The 16903-nt window shown below is 61.4% G+C and carries 16 protein-coding genes; 7 read left to right on the forward strand and 9 right to left on the reverse strand.

Translation table 11 applies throughout. The features are described 5' to 3' along the window. Positions 1 to 49 precede the first annotated feature (49 nt). On the forward strand, positions 50 to 2161 hold the full coding sequence (locus CKW29_RS09605; protein ID WP_095143338.1) for a PAS domain-containing sensor histidine kinase: 2112 nt from the start codon (positions 50 to 52) through the stop codon (positions 2159 to 2161). A gap of 158 nt (positions 2162 to 2319) precedes the next feature. Further along, on the forward strand, positions 2320 to 2559 hold the full coding sequence (locus CKW29_RS09610) for a DUF465 domain-containing protein (protein WP_095143339.1): 240 nt from the start codon (positions 2320 to 2322) through the stop codon (positions 2557 to 2559). Between the two features lie 40 nt (positions 2560 to 2599). Here the strand turns inward: CKW29_RS09610 and CKW29_RS09615 are convergent, their stop codons facing one another. After that, positions 2600 to 3706, reverse strand: coding sequence for an SMP-30/gluconolactonase/LRE family protein (locus CKW29_RS09615; protein ID WP_095143340.1), 1107 nt, complete (start codon positions 3704 to 3706; stop codon positions 2600 to 2602). Then, positions 3706 to 4860 (reverse strand): SRPBCC family protein, encoded by a 1155-nt coding sequence (locus tag CKW29_RS09620; RefSeq protein ID WP_095143601.1) that lies wholly within the window; start codon positions 4858 to 4860, stop codon positions 3706 to 3708. The genes CKW29_RS09615 and CKW29_RS09620 overlap by 1 nt, the downstream gene beginning before the upstream one ends. Positions 4861 to 5015: 155 nt before the next feature. On the opposite strand from CKW29_RS09620, the gene CKW29_RS09625 reads away from it, so the two are divergent. After that, positions 5016 to 5420, forward strand: a complete 405-nt coding sequence (locus tag CKW29_RS09625) for a DUF488 domain-containing protein (RefSeq protein WP_095143341.1) — start codon at positions 5016 to 5018, stop codon at positions 5418 to 5420. Positions 5421 to 5437: 17 nt separating this feature from the next. Here CKW29_RS09625 and CKW29_RS09630 read toward each other — a convergent pair whose 3' ends face one another. The 3 genes from CKW29_RS09630 to CKW29_RS09640 form a co-directional block, all read right to left on the reverse strand. Then, positions 5438 to 6301 (reverse strand): LysR family transcriptional regulator, encoded by an 864-nt coding sequence (locus CKW29_RS09630; protein ID WP_095143342.1) that lies wholly within the window; start codon positions 6299 to 6301, stop codon positions 5438 to 5440. Between the two features lie 143 nt (positions 6302 to 6444). Then, positions 6445 to 6759: an SCP2 sterol-binding domain-containing protein gene (locus tag CKW29_RS09635; protein ID WP_095083277.1), complete on the reverse strand. Its 315-nt coding sequence runs from the start codon at positions 6757 to 6759 to the stop codon at positions 6445 to 6447. A 49-nt stretch (positions 6760 to 6808) separates the two neighbouring features. Beyond that, positions 6809 to 7519, reverse strand: coding sequence for a histidine phosphatase family protein (locus CKW29_RS09640; protein ID WP_095143343.1), 711 nt, complete (start codon positions 7517 to 7519; stop codon positions 6809 to 6811). 205 nt (positions 7520 to 7724) lie between these two features. On the opposite strand from CKW29_RS09640, the gene sohB reads away from it, so the two are divergent. Then, the gene (sohB, locus tag CKW29_RS09645; protein ID WP_095143344.1) at positions 7725 to 8747 is read left to right on the forward strand and encodes a protease SohB; all 1023 of its coding nucleotides are present in this window, start codon (positions 7725 to 7727) and stop codon (positions 8745 to 8747) included. A 287-nt stretch (positions 8748 to 9034) separates the two neighbouring features. On the opposite strand, the gene CKW29_RS09650 is transcribed toward sohB, so the two are convergent. Both CKW29_RS09650 and CKW29_RS09655 read right to left on the reverse strand, forming a co-directional pair. Then, positions 9035 to 9529 carry a DUF934 domain-containing protein gene (locus tag CKW29_RS09650; RefSeq protein ID WP_095143345.1) on the reverse strand — a complete coding sequence of 165 codons (495 nt, stop codon included), beginning with the start codon at positions 9527 to 9529 and terminating at the stop codon, positions 9035 to 9037. Beyond that, positions 9513 to 11171, reverse strand: coding sequence for a nitrite/sulfite reductase (locus CKW29_RS09655; RefSeq protein WP_095143346.1), 1659 nt, complete (start codon positions 11169 to 11171; stop codon positions 9513 to 9515). Before CKW29_RS09655 ends, CKW29_RS09650 begins: the two co-directional genes overlap by 17 nt. A gap of 523 nt (positions 11172 to 11694) precedes the next feature. On the opposite strand from CKW29_RS09655, the gene CKW29_RS09660 reads away from it, so the two are divergent. After that, complete coding sequence (locus CKW29_RS09660; RefSeq protein WP_095143347.1) at positions 11695 to 12780, forward strand: ABC transporter substrate-binding protein; 1086 nt, start codon at positions 11695 to 11697, stop codon at positions 12778 to 12780. 8 nt (positions 12781 to 12788) lie between these two features. On the opposite strand, the gene CKW29_RS09665 is transcribed toward CKW29_RS09660, so the two are convergent. Both CKW29_RS09665 and CKW29_RS09670 read right to left on the reverse strand, forming a co-directional pair. Further along, positions 12789 to 13007, reverse strand: a complete 219-nt coding sequence (locus tag CKW29_RS09665) for a DUF2970 domain-containing protein (RefSeq protein WP_095083263.1) — start codon at positions 13005 to 13007, stop codon at positions 12789 to 12791. A 77-nt stretch (positions 13008 to 13084) separates the two neighbouring features. Then, positions 13085 to 14008 carry a LysR family transcriptional regulator gene (locus CKW29_RS09670; RefSeq protein ID WP_095143348.1) on the reverse strand — a complete coding sequence of 308 codons (924 nt, stop codon included), beginning with the start codon at positions 14006 to 14008 and terminating at the stop codon, positions 13085 to 13087. A gap of 98 nt (positions 14009 to 14106) precedes the next feature. Between CKW29_RS09670 and CKW29_RS09675 the strand changes: the two genes are divergently transcribed. Continuing rightward, positions 14107 to 14970 carry an AraC family transcriptional regulator gene (locus CKW29_RS09675; RefSeq protein ID WP_095143349.1) on the forward strand — a complete coding sequence of 288 codons (864 nt, stop codon included), beginning with the start codon at positions 14107 to 14109 and terminating at the stop codon, positions 14968 to 14970. A gap of 97 nt (positions 14971 to 15067) precedes the next feature. Further along, positions 15068 to 16894 (forward strand): DUF1302 domain-containing protein, encoded by a 1827-nt coding sequence (locus CKW29_RS09680; RefSeq protein ID WP_095143350.1) that lies wholly within the window; start codon positions 15068 to 15070, stop codon positions 16892 to 16894. The last annotated feature ends 9 nt before the right edge of the window (positions 16895 to 16903 follow it).

Raw genomic sequence — 16903 nt, forward strand, 5'->3', positions numbered from 1 at the left:
TGCGTCGATCTGTTGTTTCATTTTTGCGCCGTGCGCACAGAGTCAGCCGATGCCGTTTCTGATGCAAAGTCATGGGTGCAGTGGCTGGAACGGTGAAATGGCCAGGCGTATTCGTGCGTTCGACTGGACCCTCACGGAACTGGGCAGCGTCGATACCTGGTCGACGAGCCTGCGCAGTTCGGTGCAGTTGCTGCTGGCCTCGCCCGTTCCCTTGGTGCTGCTCTGGGGCAAGCCCGGCTACATGATCTACAACGACGCCTATTCGGTGTTTGCCGGTGGCCGGCATCCGTACCTGCTCGGTTCTCCGGTTGAGCTCGGCTGGCCTGAAGTCGCCGAGTTCAATCGCCAGGTGCTCGACACCTGCCTGGCCGGTGGCACGCTGTCCTTTCGCAATAAAGAGCTGGAACTGTTGCGCAACGGCCAGCCCGAAGCGGTGTTCATGGACCTCTATTACAGCCCGGTGGCCGATGACGACGGGGTGCCGGCCGGGGTGCTGGCGGTGGTCGTGGAGACCACGGCCCACATGGCGTCCGAGCGGCTGCGCGAGCAAACCGAAACGGCCTACCGCGCCGATAACGAACGAGTGCGCCTGGCGCTCAACGCCGGGGCCCTGCTGGGCTCCTTTGTCTGGGACATCAAGGCCGATCTGCTGTCCGGGGACGAGCGATTTGCCCGGACGTTTTCCTATCCCGCCGATCAATCGCTGGCGTTCCTGTCTCCCGAGGCCGCGAGCGAGAAAATCCATCCCGATGATCTGATCCAGCTCAGTCAACAGGTCGAGCAGGCCTTGAAAAACGGTGGCCCGTTCAATGCCGAGTACCGCATCCGGCGGCCTGATGGTAGCTATGGATGGGTGTTGGCCAGTGGCTGCTGTGAGTTCAACGAACAAGGCCAGCCCTTTCGCTTTCCCGGTGTGCTGATCGACATCCACGAGCGGAAAATCGCCGAAGAGTCCTTGCTCAAGTTCACTCGCAATCTGGAGCAGCGTGTCGCCGATGAAGTCGAAGGGCGGCTGGCCGCTGAAGAACAGTTGCGCCAGTCACAGAAGCTTGAGGCCATTGGTGGACTGACCGGAGGGGTGGCCCATGACTTCAATAATCTGTTGCAGGTCATCGCCGGCAATCTGCACCTGTTGGCACGCCACGAACCGGACAACGAGAACGTGCAGCACCGGGTGAGTGCCGCGATTGCGGCGGTGGAGCGCGGCGCGATGCTGTCGTCACAATTGCTTGCCTTCGCCCGTCGGCAACCGTTGTCGCCGGCGGTCTATAGCCTGCGGCAAATTTACGAAGGCCTGGGCGAAGTACTGCAGCGGGCGCTGGGAGAAACCATACAGATCGATGTGCAATTGCCGGACGAGTCCTGGTGCATTTATGTCGACCGCAATCAGTTGGAAAACGCCTTGTTGAACCTGGCGCTCAATGCCCGTGATGCGATGCATGGCGAGGGCACCATTGCCATCAGTGGCAAGAACGTGGAGCTCGATCAGCGGTTTTGCGCGGGCAAGGGCATCAGCACCGGGGACTACGTGCGCCTGTCGGTGGTCGACACTGGCGACGGGATGGATGCGGCGACGCTGAAACAGGCGTTCGAGCCGTTTTTCACCACCAAGGCCGATGGCCAGGGTACGGGCCTGGGGTTGAGCATGGTGTTCGGTTTCGTCAAGCAGAGCGGGGGCCATATCGATATGACCAGCGAGGTGGGGCAGGGCACGCAGGTGCATCTGTATTTCCCCCGCAGCGCGCGCGCGCAGAGCCACGAGTCGCCAATGCGCAGTGTCCAGCACAGAGGCGGTCACGAGACTATTCTGGTGGTAGAGGACAACGAAGAAGTGCGCGGTGCGACAGTCGAATTTTTACAACAGTCGGGCTATCAGGTGCTGGTGGCCGCCAATGGCGACGGCGCGATGCAGATGTTGCTGGACGGTGTGGAGGTTGACCTGATTTTCACCGATGTGGTCATGCCCGGGTTGATCAAGAGCTCGGACCTGGCCGCCTGGGCCAAGGTCCAGACGCCTGCGGTGGCGGTGCTATTCACTTCGGGGCACACTCGGGACATCATCTCCAACAACCATCAGCTCAGCCCGGACACCCATTTGCTGAGCAAACCCTACAGTCCAGATGCGCTGATGACCATGATCCGCAGTGTGCTGGCCGGTTGACGACGGCTCCCAGGGCACAGGGCCGATCACCACCAATCGGATCATCGGTTACCGCTGGTCTGATTGACGGTCGACAGCCACCGTCGGGCAAGGCCATTCTGACAACTGGCGAGCGCGTATCATGGTGTTCGCCATCGATCATCCAACGGAGGTGTTCCATGCCGGTGAAACATGACCTGTATCAGGACTTGAGCTGCAGCAGGGAAGTCGTTCAGCAAAAGCGCGCCAATGATCCACATTTGAATGCGTTGCTGGATAAATACTCGGTTATCGACGATCTGGTACTGAAGGCGGAGGCCTCGGCCCAGGGCGATGACGACGTGAGGAAGCTCAAGGAAAAACGCCTTTCGATCAAAGACGAAATATCCCAAAACCTGAACGGTTCTGCCAGAACGTGACCCGAGCACGGGGGGCGCAAACGGCCCCCCCGTGTTGCATCTAATCAGACGGTTGCAGGGCCTTGGCCAGGGGCAGGCGCACCATGTGGCTGGACTTCAGCGAGCCGAAATACAACCATTGGCCGTACTCGCGAACAGTGGTGATGGGGGCGTAATTACCGCTGCTGGCGTCCTGCAGATTGGCAATGATGTTGCCGTCCAGGTCCACACCCAGTGCCAGCGCACGCCGCTCCACGGGTTTGGGCAGCACCTTGAGTGCCCGCACGATCATCTTGCGCACGAAGGGGTACTCCGCCGTGCTGTCCAGCAGAGCATTTCGCGGCGCGTACAGCGCCACCCAGAAACGCTCATGACCATTGAAACTGAGGTTGTCCGGCAAGCCTGGCAGGTTGTCGACAAATACCTCGTGCGAGCCGGCCTTGGGGCCGCTGAGCCAATAGCGGGTGATGCGGTAGGCACCGGTCTCGTTGACCAACACGAAGGCGTCATCGGGCCCGAGCGCGACGCCATTGGCGAACTCCAGACGGTCCAGCAGCAGCTCGGTCTTGCCTGTCTGAAAGTCGTAGCGCAACAGGCGCCCGTCGCCACCGTGCTCGATGATCGCCTCGCCATCATGGCCATAACCCCACCGGCTGGACGCGTCGCTGAAGTAGGCGTAGTGCCCGGTCTTGTCGATCGTGACATCGTCGGTGAAGCCGAACCGCACGCCACCGGCTTCGGTGCTCAGGGGAATCAACTGGCCCAGCGAGTCGAGGGCCAACAGTCCCTTGATCCCGTCGGCAATGATCAACCGGCCATCCGGGTGACGGGCCAGGCCCAGCGGTCGGCCACCGGTGTCGGTCAACACCGTGAGTGCCTTGCCGTCCAGGCTGGTGCGGATCACGCGGCCGTCGTGCAGGCCGGTGATCAGGTAGTCGTCCTCCAGCAGCAGGGCTTCGGGGCCGTTGATGTTCGCCGCGCCGATGTGCTCCACGCCCTTGAGTATCCGGTTCTCGGCAAATGCCCCAGATTGCAGGGAAGGCGCGGGCTGCGGTTTCCAGGCCACCGGTTGCACCTGGGTCGGTGCCAGCAGCAGGAACAGGCCGACCAGCACCAGAAGGACGATGAGAAACCCGCTAACGCTGACTCCACGGGGTACACGACTCATCAGGCGACTGCTCCGGTCCGGGTGGGGATGCTCAGTTGCGCCTGGTCACGCAAGGCCAGCATCGACGCGGCGGACTCGTGTTCGATGCGCCGTTTGAGCAGCAACTGATTGGCCAGGCGCATCAGTAGGCCACTGAAGCGGTATTCCAGGGTCCGGACGAAGCGAGTGCCAGCGCCTTCGCTGATGCATTCATAGGTGAGCAGCAATTCCAGGCCATGATCGCCCTGGGCGCGGGCGCACCAGCGACGTCCCGGCAGGTACTCGTTGACCTCCCAGCTCAAATGCCCGGCGCGACCGCCGGCGTGAATGTCCTCTTCAAAAAGCGCACCCGCGTGCAGTGGCCCTTGCGGGCCCTCGACCTTCAACGACGAGGGGTGCCATTGCGGCCAGAGGGTCGGGCTGCTGGCATAGGCGAGCACGTCGACGGGGTCGCGTTCGATGTCGATATGGTGTTGCATGCAGGTCATGGGGCGGCTCGTGGAGTGATGGTGGGCGTGGTCCGGTTCGGCTTCCCAATACAGTGTGCCGAACAGGTAGTCCATCAGCGGAAAAACGATATTGAAATTGCGGGCCTGCATCAGCTCGCGACGGTGATGCAGTTCATGCAGGCGGCGCATCTGGCGAATCCATGGCAGGCGGGTGACAGGGTTGCCAGGTGGCAGATGCTCGCAAGCGTGGAACACTTCGTAGGTCAGGTAGCCAAGGATCATACAGCCTGCGAACAGGCCCGCCACGTTACCATTGAGCTGTTTGAGCAGCCACCAGGCGGGCAGGGTGATCACCAGGCTGTGCAGCACGATCAGCCAGGCGGGGAACAGGATCACCCGCCAGTCGCGCGCGGTGTCGTAGGTCATGTGGCCTGGCGCGAAAAAGCTGTGATGATCGCCGGCATGGCGGGCATAGAACAGCCGCGCAAAGGCCTTCTTGTGATGCCCCAGGTGCCGGTGGACCCCGTAGACCGCGAAGTTGAAAAACAGCAGGGTCAACGGTACCGCCAACCACTCAAGCGGTTGCACCTGATGGACCGTGCTCCAGAACAGGCTGATCGCCGTGATTCCGAACACCAGGACGAAACCTGCGTGCAGCCACGGGTTGTAGAACCGATGAACATCCGCCCGGTAACGGGTACGAAACGCCTGCGTGGTTTGCCTCACTGCGGTCACCTTTTATCCTTGTTATTGATAGAAGATTAGTCGTGGCCAAATTATCCGGCCAATGGATGTTTGTGATGGGGGTTCATCAAGCCGCTGAATGGGCTGGGGGAGACTCCGGCGTGGCCCCTTCAGCATCCCGAGCAGGAGGCAAGTCCATGATCGAGTGCAAGCGAGCTTATGCGCCGGCCAGTGAGAGCGACGGCTACCGGGTGCTGGTCGACCGACTGTGGCCACGCAATTGCCGCAAGCAGCAGTTGCCGCTGAATGAATGGTTGCGTGAGGTGGCGCCCTCCACGGCATTGCGGCGGGCATTCAAGGCCGGTGAGCTGGATTTTGCAGCCTTCCGGGCGAGGTATCGTCAGGAACTGGCGGCCCGGCCCGGTCATTGGTGGAAGCTCTTGGAAATCGCCGAAAACGGCACGCTGACGTTGATTTATGGCGCGCGCGACGAGACGCAGAATAATGCGCAGGTGCTGGCCCAGTGGCTTGAAGAGGAACTGGACCGGCGTGCCGATGCCAGTTCACCGGTGTGTTATGCCGAGGGGTTCAAGGCGCCCTGATCGCGTACGCCGCGGGTTCAGGTCAGCGGGTCCCAGCGCTGGGACCAGTCACTGTCGCTCTTGACCAGCCCGCGTAGCAGGTCGAACGCCTGCTGCAACGCGGCCGAATCGCGATCACGGGAGTACACCAGGTAGGTCGGGTAGCTGAATTCGGGGGCCTTGGGCACGCATTCCAGCACGCCGCTGTCGAGGTAGGACTGAACCACCCGGGTGCGGAAGTACCCGGTACCACCGTTTTGCAGGAGATACTGCAACGCCAGTGGGCCGAGGTTGAAGCTCAGTGCGGCCCTGGCCTTGTCTGGTAGCGCCGCGTCGTGCTGGCGGCGAAAATCCTGGCCCCAGTCGATGTACACGTAGGGTTCGGGCCGCGACGGCAGTCGCACCTGAATCAACTTCTCTTCCAAGAGTTGTTCGACTTGCAGCCGTGGCCAATATTCGGGCTGGAACACCAGCGCTGCGTCCAGTACGCCCATTTCCAGTTGCCTGAGCAGGTTGTCGCCGTCGCGGATTTCCGTGCGCAAGGCATAGGCCGGAATATGTTCACGGATCTCACGGGCCCAGTTGAGCATCAACGGGTTGCACAGGCTGACCTCGCCACCGATGTGCAGCACATTGCGGTAACCGTCCGGCAGCGGCAGGTCACGGCGGGCGGCTTCCCAGGTCTGCACCAGTTGATTGGCATACACCACGAAGGCCTCGCCATCGGCTGTCAGACGGGCACCGGCACGGTTACGCACGAACAAGGTACTGGCCAACTGGCTTTCAAGCTTTTGCACCCGCGCGGTGATCGCGGTCTGGGTCACGTGCAGTTTGTCCGCGGCGGCGGCGAGGCTGCCGCAACGAACGATTTCCAGGAAGGTACGGGCGAGGTCGATGTCCATGGCGGGTCGCTGATGGGGAGAGCCCGGCAGTGTAGAGCAAGGCGCCAGCAAAGGCTGCTCCGGGGACAGAAACGACGAATCCCGCCAACAAGGGCGGGATTCGTGTGGGGCAAGGCAGGGCTCCCCGTGGGGAAGCCGCTGTCTCAGGCCGGGAACAGCTCGGACAGTTTCATGGCCAGCATCATGTCGCCTTCAGCGCGCAGTTTGCCGCCCATGAACGCTTGCATGCCATCGGTTTCACCGCTGACGATGCCTTCCAGGGTTTCGCCGTCCATGACCAGGGTCACTTGAGCGTCCGGGTTCACGCCTTCTTGCAGTTCGCAAGTGCTGTCCTTGACGACCAGCGAGAAGTTCTTGTCTTCGTCGATACGGAAACCGAAAACCAGGTCCAGGCCGGCAGCAGCGGCTGGGTTGAACTTGGCTTTCATTGCTTGTACGGCGTCAGCTACGGAGGTCATGGTTCGATCCTTTTAGGTGTGTTACAGCAAGGGTCACAGTAATCCGGACTCAACGAAAGGTGATGAGGTCCGGGGCCTTCAGCAGTTGCAGGTGTGCATGACTGTTGAAGGAAGCCAGTGCCACCTCGCGACCACGGAACTTCAGGTGGTTGAGCGAGGTGTTGACGATTTGCCAGTTCAGCTCGAAGGCCTGCCTGGCCGGCATTTGAGTGATCAGGTGGAGCAGGGCGGTAATGGTGCCGCCGGACGTGAACACGGCGATTTTCTGGGTGTTGTCGGCCTGTTCGAGAATACGCTGCAAGCCGGCCTGGACCCGCTCGACGAATCCGAGCCAGCTTTCCAGGCCCGGAGGGTCGTAGGTGCCGGCCAGCCAGCGCTCGATGATCAGGGCGAAGATTCGCTGGAATTCACCCCGATTCTGCGCCGCGTTACGCAAAATGTGCAGCGCTTCGGGTTCTTCGGGCAGCAGGTCCGGCAACAGGGCGCGGATGACGGCATCGGCATCGAATTCATTGAAGGCCGAGTCGATTTCCAGAGGCGGTACCGGCAGCCCGACCGCGCCAAATTGCGCCAGGGCGCTGTTGGCGGTGTGTTGCTGGCGACGCAGGTCGCCCGACAGGCAGCGGTCGAAGCTCAAACCCAGTTCGGCCAGGTGGCTGCCGAGGATTTCCGCCTGGCGCACACCGGTCGACGACAGCACGTCGTAGTCGTCTGCACCGAAGGAGGCTTGGCCATGTCGAATCAGGTAGATGCTGCCCACGTCCGCGTCATCCCGGTACGTTGAAGGTTTTGCGAGGTTATGAGGATGCCGGTGAGCTGTCAATGAAAAAACATACGCTTGTTTGAAATGCTCGTTGGAGGCCAGTAACAGAAGGTTTCACGACTGGTCGCAACGCAGTCGCATGGGTATGCTGCAAACATCCGCGCCCGCGTGTTGAGCGGGGCACAGTCGTTAAGGAGTCAATGTGGAGTTTTTGTCCGAGTACGCAAGTTTTCTGGCTAAAACCGTAACCCTGGTCGTTGCCATCCTGGTGGTGCTGGTCAGCTTTGCTTCGCTGCGCAGCAAAGGTCGGCGCAAGTCCGCGGGCCAGTTGCAGGTCAGCAAGCTCAATGATTTCTACAAGGGCCTGCGCGAGCGTCTGGAACAGACACTGCTCGACAAGGACCAGCTCAAGGCCTTGCGCAAGTCCGAGGCCAAGGCTGAGAAAAAACACAAGAAAAAGCCCGAAGCCAAACCCCGGGTGTTCGTGCTGGATTTCGACGGCGATATCAAGGCCTCGGCCACCGAGAGCCTGCGCCACGAAATCACTGCGCTGCTGTCCCTGGCCACGCCCAAGGATGAAGTGGTGCTGCGCCTTGAGAGTGGCGGCGGCATGGTGCACAGCTACGGCCTGGCCTCCTCGCAGCTGGCGCGTATTCGCCAGGCCGGCGTGCCGTTGACCGTGTGCATCGACAAGGTCGCGGCCAGTGGCGGCTACATGATGGCGTGCATCGGCGAGAAGATCATCAGCGCCCCCTTTGCCATCCTGGGTTCGATCGGGGTGGTGGCACAGTTGCCCAACGTCAACCGCCTGCTGAAAAAGCACGACATCGACTTTGAAGTGCTGACCGCTGGTGAGTACAAGCGCACCCTGACCGTGTTTGGCGAAAACACCGAGAAGGGCCGGGAGAAGTTCCAGGAAGACCTGGACGTCACCCACGCGCTGTTCAAGAACTTCGTTGCCCGCTATCGCCCGCAACTGGCTATCGACGAAGTGGCGACCGGTGAAGTCTGGCTGGGGATTGCAGCACTGGATAAACAACTGGTCGATGAACTGAAAACCAGCGACGAATACCTCGCCGAGCGGGCCAAGGGTGCAGAGCTGTTCCACCTGCACTATGCCGAGCGCAAGACCCTGCAGGAGCGTGTCGGCCTGGCGGCCAGCGGTTCGGTTGATCGCTTGCTGCTGACCTGGTGGAGTCGTTTGACGCAACAACGCTTCTGGTGATCCCTTGCGGTCGATCAGCGACCGCTATCGCCTGCCGTTGCATCGACACCCATCAACGAGGCCTTGAGCGCTGCCAGGCAGGCAATGCTCAAGGCCTTTTTCAGGTAAGCACGGTCACCCTCGAGAGACATTGGGAATGCCGCTTGTCCTGACGGATAAAGCTCATACTGCAACTGGAATGAATACAGGCGATCGGCATGAACATGCCGGGCTGAGTGAGGATCTGCTGGGGGACTGATGAGGGCAGCAAGCCTTGAACCCCGGGTGGGGTTCAAGGCCTTGGCCCGTTAACGGCGACGGAACAGCGGCAGCGGCTCGTCGGTGGCGGCCTGGTAGGTCACCGAGAAGTCCTTGAGGCTTTCCAGGGCTTCATACGGGTCCTTGTCGGCGCGCAACGCGTAAGCGTCGAAACCGCAGCGACGCAGGTAGAACAGCTGGTCGCGCAGCACATCGCCGATCGCCCGCAACTCACCCTTGAAGCCATAGCGGTCACGCAACAGGCGCGCGTTGGAGTAGTTGCGCCCGTCGGTGAACGCCGGGAAGTTCAAGGCAATCACCTGGAACTGATCGACGTCGTCACCGATTTCCTCGGCTTCTTCTTCGGCATCCAGCCACACACCCAGGCCACCATCGCGGGCCTTGAGGGCGTGAGCATGTTCACGCCACAGGGCCAGCGGCACGATCAGGTCGTCGCAGTTGGAGATGCCGTCGAGGGTCGCGTCCTTGGGCAGCAAGTGCCAGGTTTCGTCGATGACCTCGTTGTTCTTAATGATTCGCTGCATAGACGCGTTCCTTGAAGAGGTCGATGCCGATACGTTGATAGGTGTCGATGAAGCGTTCGTCTTCGGTACGTTGTTCCACGTACACGTCGATCAGCTTCGAGATCACGTCCGGCATGTCGTCCTGGGCGAACGACGGGCCGAGGATCTTGCCCAGGCTGGCGTCGCGGCTGGCGCTGCCACCCAGGGACACCTGGTAGAACTCTTCACCTTTCTTGTCCACGCCCAGGATGCCGATGTGGCCGACGTGGTGGTGACCGCAGGCGTTCATGCAACCGGAAATGTTCAGGTCCAGTTCACCGATGTCGAACAGGTAGTCCAGGTCGTCGAAACGGCGCTGGATGGCTTCGGCGATAGGAATCGACTTGGCGTTGGCCAGGGAGCAGAAGTCACCACCGGGGCAGCAGATGATGTCGGTCAACAGGCCGATGTTCGGGGTGGCAAAGCCTTGCTCGCGCAACTCGCCCCACAGGGTGAACAGTTGGCCCTGCTCAACGTCAGCCAGAATGATGTTCTGCTCGTGGGAGGTGCGCAGTTGGCCGAAGCTGTAGCGGTCGGCCAGGTCGGCAACGCCGTCGAGCTGCTTGTCGGTCAGGTCGCCTGGAGCAACGCCGGTCGGCTTGAGCGACAGGGTCACGGCCACATAGCCCGGCTTCTTGTGGGCCAGGGTGTTGCGGGTGCGCCAGCGAGCGAAGCCCGGATGCTGCTGGTCGAGCTCGGCAAGCTCGGCGGTCTGATTGCTCAGGGCCTTGTAGTCCGGGTCGACAAAGTGTTTGGCGACGCGATGCACTTCGGCTTCGGTCAAGGTGGTCTGGCCACCGCGCAGGTGTTCCATTTCCGCGTCGACTTTCTGGGCGAAAACCTCGGGCGTCAGGGCCTTGACCAGGATCTTGATCCGTGCCTTGTACTTGTTGTCGCGACGGCCATAGCGGTTGTACACCCGCAGGATGGCATCGAGGTAGCTCAACAGGTCTTGCCACGGCAGGAATTCATTGATGAACGCGCCGACCACCGGGGTACGGCCCAGACCGCCACCGACCAACACGCGAAAGCCCAGTTCGCCAGCGGCGTTGTGTACCGGCTCAAGGCCGATGTCATGGACTTCAATCGCGGCGCGGTCGGAGGTCGAACCGTTGATTGCGATCTTGAACTTGCGCGGCAGGTAGGCGAATTCCGGGTGGAACGTGGTCCACTGGCGCACGATCTCGCACCAGGGGCGCGGGTCGATCAACTCGTCGGCGGCGACACCGGCGAACTGGTCGGTGGTGACGTTGCGCAGGCAGTTGCCGCTGGTCTGGATGGCGTGCATCTGCACGGTGGCCAGCTCAGCCAGGATGTCCGGGATGTCTTCCAGTGCCGGCCAGTTGAACTGCACGTTCTGCCGGGTACTGATGTGGGCGTAGCCCTTGTCGTAGTCGCGAGCGATCCTGGCCATCATTCGCGTCTGGCGCGAAGTCAGTTGGCCGTAAGGCACGGCAACCCGCAGCATCGGGGCGAAGCGCTGGATATAAAGGCCATTTTGCAGGCGCAGGGGGCGGAATTCTTCTTCGCTCAGCTCGCCTGCCAGATAGCGTCGGGTCTGATCACGGAACTGCTTGACGCGGTCCTCGATGATCCGCTGATCGTACTCGTCGTATACGTACATATAAGTCCTGTTCTCAGGCTTGGGCTACTTCGCAATCCGCTGCGTTTCTCGCTTGCTTGATTGTGAAAACGCCTTGGCAGTTCTGCGCGCACGGCCGCGCACTCCCCACGGAGCCGGGGCAAGATATCAGTTTGCGTTTATGCGCAAAAGTGATGTTTTAGTATATATAAAGAACCAAATCGACTAATGAGACTGATTGCTATACGACCCCCAAGTTGTCGTGCGGGCAATCATCGACTTAACTGTGATCGAGTCTTTATGCAATCACCGATAAAACCGACAAGAGGCGATGCAATGAGCAACCCGACCAAAGCACAGAAGAGCGACAGCAGCGTCGACGCATGGGCAATCCTGTTCCTGATCCTCCTGGTAGTGGGCACTGCGGTGTACTGGGTCAGCCATCAATAAGTCCGTCAAACCGGGCCCTGATCCGACGATTGTCGGACAAAACGCTAATTAATCGCGATTTGCCAGTATTTCGCTGGCTATAATGCGCGGCTGGTGACCGGGGCCCGGATGTTCAATGTTCAAGTTTCTTTATGGGGTGGTGCTGACGGTTTGCGCGGTCTACGGACCCGGTGCGCAAGCCGAGTCGGTGCTATTCCTCAATCCCGGTAACTCCAGCGAAGTGTTCTGGGTCAGCTATACCCGGTTCATGGAGGCCGCCGCCCGGGACCTGGGCATTGACCTTGAGGTGCAATATTCCGAGCGCGAGGCCGAAACCACGATCAAGCAGGCACGCGACGCCTTGTTGGGGCCGCGGCGTCCGGACTATCTGGTGTTCGTCAACGAGCAGTACGTGGCACCGGAGATCCTGCGCCTGTCCCGGGGCAGCGGGGTGAAGCTGTTTATCGTCAATAACAGCCTGACCGACGACCAACTGGCGCTGCTGGGCGATCCTCGGGAAAAGTACCCAGAGTGGCTCGGTAGCCTGGTCACCAATGACGAGGAGGGTGGCTACCTGATGCTCAAGGAGTTGATCCGCTTGCATCCTGCTGCCGCCCCCGGCCAGAAGCTCGAGCTGCTGGCATTTTCCGGGTTGAAAATCACCCCCGCCGCACAGTTGCGCGAGAAAGGCATGAGGCGTGCGTTGCGCGAGCATCCCGAGGTCGTGCTGCACCAGTTGGTGTCCGGTGCCTGGAGTCGTGAACGGGCCTATGAACAGGCGACATTGCTCTTCAAACGCTACCCCAATGTGTCGCTGATCTGGTCCGCCAACGACGAGATGGCGTTCGGCGCGATGCAGGCTTACGAAGAGTCCGGTGGCATACCGGGCGAGGGCGCGCTGTTCAGTGCGGTCAATACTTCACCGGCCGCCTTGCAGGCCCTGCTGGACCGACGCCTGAGCGTGTTGCTGGGCGGACACTTCAGCCTCGGTGGCTGGGCGCTGGTGCAACTGCATGACTATGAACAGGGCGTCCCGGTCGACCAATATGGCGGTCGTGACCGACAGGTTCCGTTGTTGCAGCTGATTGACCGGGCACAGGCCAGGCGCATGCTGGCGCAGCAAGAGACCCAGGACTACGGGGTGAACTTTCGCAGCCTGTCGGCCAGGCATCGTCCGTTGAGCTATCGCTACCCGTTCAGCCTGCAAACCCTGATGCACTGAGACGCCGATCAAATTCCGGCCAGATGCACCACCAGTTTCACGATGCCGAACAGCGTCAACGCAAAGACGGCGGTGAACACAATTCCCAGCACCACGAAATGACTCGGCTTGCCGTGGGTGAAGTCGCGGGCGCGGTTTTTGCCGCTCTGCACGCCGAAGGCCGCCGCCAGGACGCTGTGCAGCATCTGCCAGAAACTGGGTGGCTTGTTGTCGACTGGATCGTCCATAAATCCCTCGTCACCGGTGGGTGTGAGGCAAGCATAGTCAAATCTGCGGGGGGAGTGGGCCAGCACGCCGGTGCCCGCTACAGGGCTTCCATCGCCAGCAACCGTCGATCCACCGTGACAATGGCTTGCACCATCGCCTGTGCCGCCGGCGTCAGTGAATGGCCGGCGCGGCTGACCACGCCGTAATGCAACTGCAGGCCCGGGTCATCCCTGGGGATGTCGGTGAAGGTCAGCAAGCTGATCTCGCCCTTTCTGGCCAGTTCGCTCAAGGCCTCCATGGTGGCAATGCCGACGGCGTCGGAGCGCATCACCACGCGGCGGATCGCATCGAACTGGGCGCATTCCACGCGAGTCTCGAAGTCGGCTTCGCCCATCACGTCGGCGAGGATCTTGCGGATCATCGGCGGAATGCGCGTGCCCACCACCGGGTAGTCGAGCAAGGCGCGCAATGGCAGGTTCCCGGCGCGGGTCAACGGGTGTCCGGCCCGGCAGAAAAACCGCCCACGTCGGGGGCTCAGCAGTTGCACCTGATACTGCGGGTCGCCCGTGAAGTAGCGCGCGTCGGCCACCAGGAACTCGATCTGTTGCTCCTTGAGCCAGACCGCCAGTTGCTCCCAGTCGCCCTGGTCGAAGCGGGTGCGGATCGCCGGGTGGGCGCTGATGAATTCGGCCAGCGCTTCAGGTACCAGCAATTGCGCCGGGTAGGGGCCGCAGCCGAAATGCAGTTCACCACCGGTCAGGCCGTTGAATTGCATCAGTTCGTTGTGCAGGGCCTGGCTACCGGCCAACAACCGCCTTGCATGCTGCAGCACCAGTTGTCCCTGGCCCGTCAGGCGGAACTCGCGACTGCTGCGTTCCACCAGCGCGCAATCGAGGTCGCGCTCCAGGGTCTGGATACTGCGGCTGAAGGCCGGTTGGCTGAGATTGATCGCCTCGGCAGCCCGCACAAAACTGCGGTAGTCGGCCAGGGCAACCAGGTGGCGAAGCTGACGAAGATCCATTATGCGTATCCTGCATTCATTAGATGCTTTTAATGCATTTGATCGATAGCACAGGGGCTGGCATAAGTACAACCCTCGTTTACCTTCAGCGGTCGCTCATGTCCGATCAAACCTTCGCTTCCAGTGCCTTCACCCGCACTATTCTCAGTCATGCCCGGCAGGTCGGCCTGTGTGAGGAGGAGCTGTTGCAGCGTGCCGGCATCAGTCTGTCGTGGCTCGATGATCAACAGCAGCACATCCCGGCACGCTTGGTGGAACAGCTGTGGCGTGAATGTGAAATCGCCGGTGTCGGGCGCCACTTTGGCTGCGAGCTGGTCAACGGCATGGCCACCAGTTGCCTGCAAGGCATGAACATTCTGCTGGATTCGGCCGCGACCCTGCGGGTCAGCCTGGGCTGCTTTACCGACTACCTGCCACGGGTCACCAATCACGTGCTGGCCGAACTCGAAGAGGTGGACGGCGAGGCTCGCCTGCACCTGCGCCCGGCCCAGGCGCTGCCGCATTTTTTTGGCCTGGACGCGGCCACGCTCAGCCTGGTGCGCAATATCTCCCGGCGGGTCGGCGCAGCGCCGGGCGAGCTGTTCTGTCATGTTCGGCTGGCGCCCGGACAAGCCGCCGGAGACTGGCTCGGCGGGCAGGGGGTGCGTGTCGAAGCAGGCGAGCACCCGTGCCTGATCCTGCCGCTGCACGCCCTGGATTTGCCGCTACTCAGCGCCAATCCGTTCCTGCACCAGAGCATGCTGCGCCATTGGCAGGTGGCGGCCCCCAGCGAAACCCGCAGCGACAGCCTGGAGCTGGCACGGCACTGGCTGACGGCGGGCGACCAGCCGATCGAACGGATCGCCGAACGCTTGGGGTATCGCCAGCCCAGCAACTTTATCCGCGCCTTCCGCAAGCAGTTCGGGATCACCCCCAAGCAGTTTCGTCTGGGCCATTTCCAGGCGTGCGGCGATCTGGCGTGAAACCCGGATGATCATTTTTTGTCGCGCCGCGCTTGCGCCTATTGTTTGATTGTTGGGCATTTTGACCGGGCTGAGTAAATCTGACCGGAGCCTAATAATGATAAGAACATGCTCGGCCAACGCCTGCGTCCGTCCGCGACGCAAACGGCCTGGCCACACCCGACCGCATCCTCTCGCACTGGCGATACTGGCCGTCATGGTCGCGCCCTCCCAAGCGACCACGCTGGACCTCAATGAAGACTGGAGCCTGTCGACCAAGACCACCCTGACCCTGGGCAGCAGTTGGTCCACCCAGAACCCGGAAAAGAGCATGATGACCCGCGCCAACGCCCTGCAGGCGCAAGGCAAGCAGGCCAACGGCAGCAGCGTCAGCGCCGACGACAACCGGCTGAATTTCGAGCGCGGCGACCCGATCTCGCAGAACTTCAAGGGCCTGACGGACTTCAGCCTCGACGGTCAGGGGCAGGGGGCCTTTGTCCGCTTCAAGTACTGGTACGACCATGCCTACGAAACCGGTGACGGCCGGTTCAAGGATTTCGATGACTCGGGCTGGGACGACCTGTCCAAGTTCAAGGGCTTCAAGGCCCTGGACACCTATGTCTGGAAAGACTTCGTGGTCGCCGACCGGCCGCTGAACGTCAAGGTCGGCAACCAGGTGTTGTCCTGGGGTGAGGCACTGCTGATCCAGAACGGCATCAACGTGATCAACCCGCTGGACATCTCGGCATTCAACCGCCCCGGCGTGGAAATCAAGGAAGGCCAGTTGCCGGTGGAGATGCTGTCCTTCAGCCTCGGCCTGACCGACAGCCTGAACCTGGAAGGCTTTTATCAATACAACTGGCGCGAGAGCGTGCTCGACGGTTGCGGCACCTTCTTCGCCAGCAGCGATGCGATCCAGAAGGGCTGCGGGCCGCTGTACCTGAGCCAGGTGCAGACCGACCAGCAAATGCAGAATGCCGGTTTGTACGCCACCTCCCGGGGCAATGAATCGCCGTCCGACAATGGTCAGTTCGGCTTTGCCCTGCGCAACATGATCCCGGCGCTGAACGACGCGGAAGCGGCGATTTACTTCATCAACTACCACTCGCGCCTGCCGTACTTCACCCTGAATGCGCGGGATGTCACCCAGCCCGGGACCTTCCCAGGCGGCGTGCAGAATCCGAGCTACGCCGCCGCGTTCCCGGAAGACATTCGCCTGTACGGCTTCAGCCTCAATGGCGTCGAGCCCAACTCGGGAATTTCCCTGGCGGGTGAAATCAGCTACCGGCCGAACATGCCGCTGGCGATCAACGCACCGGACATCAACGTGGCGGTGATTTCCGGGCCGGGCGGCAGTTCCTGGGTCGACCTGCCGGCGGGCTTCAGCACTACCCAGGGCGACCGGTTTGATGGTTGGGTGCGCAAGGGGGTCTGGCAGATGACCGGGTCGGCGACCCAGGCCTACGACAACATCCTCGGCGCCACGCGCTTGAGCCTGTTCGGTGAGCTCGGCGTGGTGCACATCGAGGACTTGGGCGACGAACGCCTGGGGCGTAACGCCGCCTTCGGTCGCAGCAGTCCGAAAAACGGCATGCCGTGTAACACCGTGGCCTCGGGCGTTACCAACCAGTACTGCACGGACGATGGTTTTGCCACCGACTGGTCCTGGGGTTATCGACTGCGCGCCAGCCTCGAGTACAGCGACGTTTTGCCGGGGGTCAACCTGATCCCGGCGGTCAACTGGCGCCATGACGTGTCGGGTTATTCCTATGACCCGCAAGGGCCGTTCCAGGAAGGCCAGCAGGCACTGGGCCTGAGCCTGACCACCAACTACCTCAACGATTACAGCGTGGAACTGGCCTACAACGCCTTCTTCGGTTCCAACGACTACAGCACCCTGGACGATCGCGATTTTGCCTCGGTCAGCTTCAAGGTCGACTTCTAAGGAGTATCA

The sequence above is a fragment of the Pseudomonas sp. Irchel s3a18 genome, assembly GCF_900187535.1.
GTDB lineage: Bacteria > Pseudomonadota > Gammaproteobacteria > Pseudomonadales > Pseudomonadaceae > Aquipseudomonas.

Excerpts from the sequence above, each read along its gene's own strand:
- CKW29_RS09605 (WP_095143338.1), top strand. The coding sequence starts at position 50 with ATGCCGTTTCTGATGCAAAGTCATGGGTGCAGTGGCTGGAACGGTGAA.
- CKW29_RS09610 (WP_095143339.1), top strand. The coding sequence starts at position 2,320 with ATGCCGGTGAAACATGACCTGTATCAGGACTTGAGCTGCAGCAGGGAA.
- CKW29_RS09615 (WP_095143340.1), bottom strand. The coding sequence starts at position 3,706 with ATGAGTCGTGTACCCCGTGGAGTCAGCGTTAGCGGGTTTCTCATCGTC.
- CKW29_RS09625 (WP_095143341.1), top strand. The coding sequence starts at position 5,016 with ATGATCGAGTGCAAGCGAGCTTATGCGCCGGCCAGTGAGAGCGACGGC.
- CKW29_RS09630 (WP_095143342.1), bottom strand. The coding sequence starts at position 6,301 with ATGGACATCGACCTCGCCCGTACCTTCCTGGAAATCGTTCGTTGCGGC.
- CKW29_RS09635 (WP_095083277.1), bottom strand. The coding sequence starts at position 6,759 with ATGACCTCCGTAGCTGACGCCGTACAAGCAATGAAAGCCAAGTTCAAC.
- CKW29_RS09650 (WP_095143345.1), bottom strand. The coding sequence starts at position 9,529 with ATGCAGCGAATCATTAAGAACAACGAGGTCATCGACGAAACCTGGCAC.
- CKW29_RS09655 (WP_095143346.1), bottom strand. The coding sequence starts at position 11,171 with ATGTACGTATACGACGAGTACGATCAGCGGATCATCGAGGACCGCGTC.
- CKW29_RS09660 (WP_095143347.1), top strand. The coding sequence starts at position 11,695 with ATGTTCAAGTTTCTTTATGGGGTGGTGCTGACGGTTTGCGCGGTCTAC.
- CKW29_RS09665 (WP_095083263.1), bottom strand. The coding sequence starts at position 13,007 with ATGGACGATCCAGTCGACAACAAGCCACCCAGTTTCTGGCAGATGCTG.
- CKW29_RS09670 (WP_095143348.1), bottom strand. The coding sequence starts at position 14,008 with ATGGATCTTCGTCAGCTTCGCCACCTGGTTGCCCTGGCCGACTACCGC.
- CKW29_RS09675 (WP_095143349.1), top strand. The coding sequence starts at position 14,107 with ATGTCCGATCAAACCTTCGCTTCCAGTGCCTTCACCCGCACTATTCTC.
- CKW29_RS09680 (WP_095143350.1), top strand. The coding sequence starts at position 15,068 with ATGATAAGAACATGCTCGGCCAACGCCTGCGTCCGTCCGCGACGCAAA.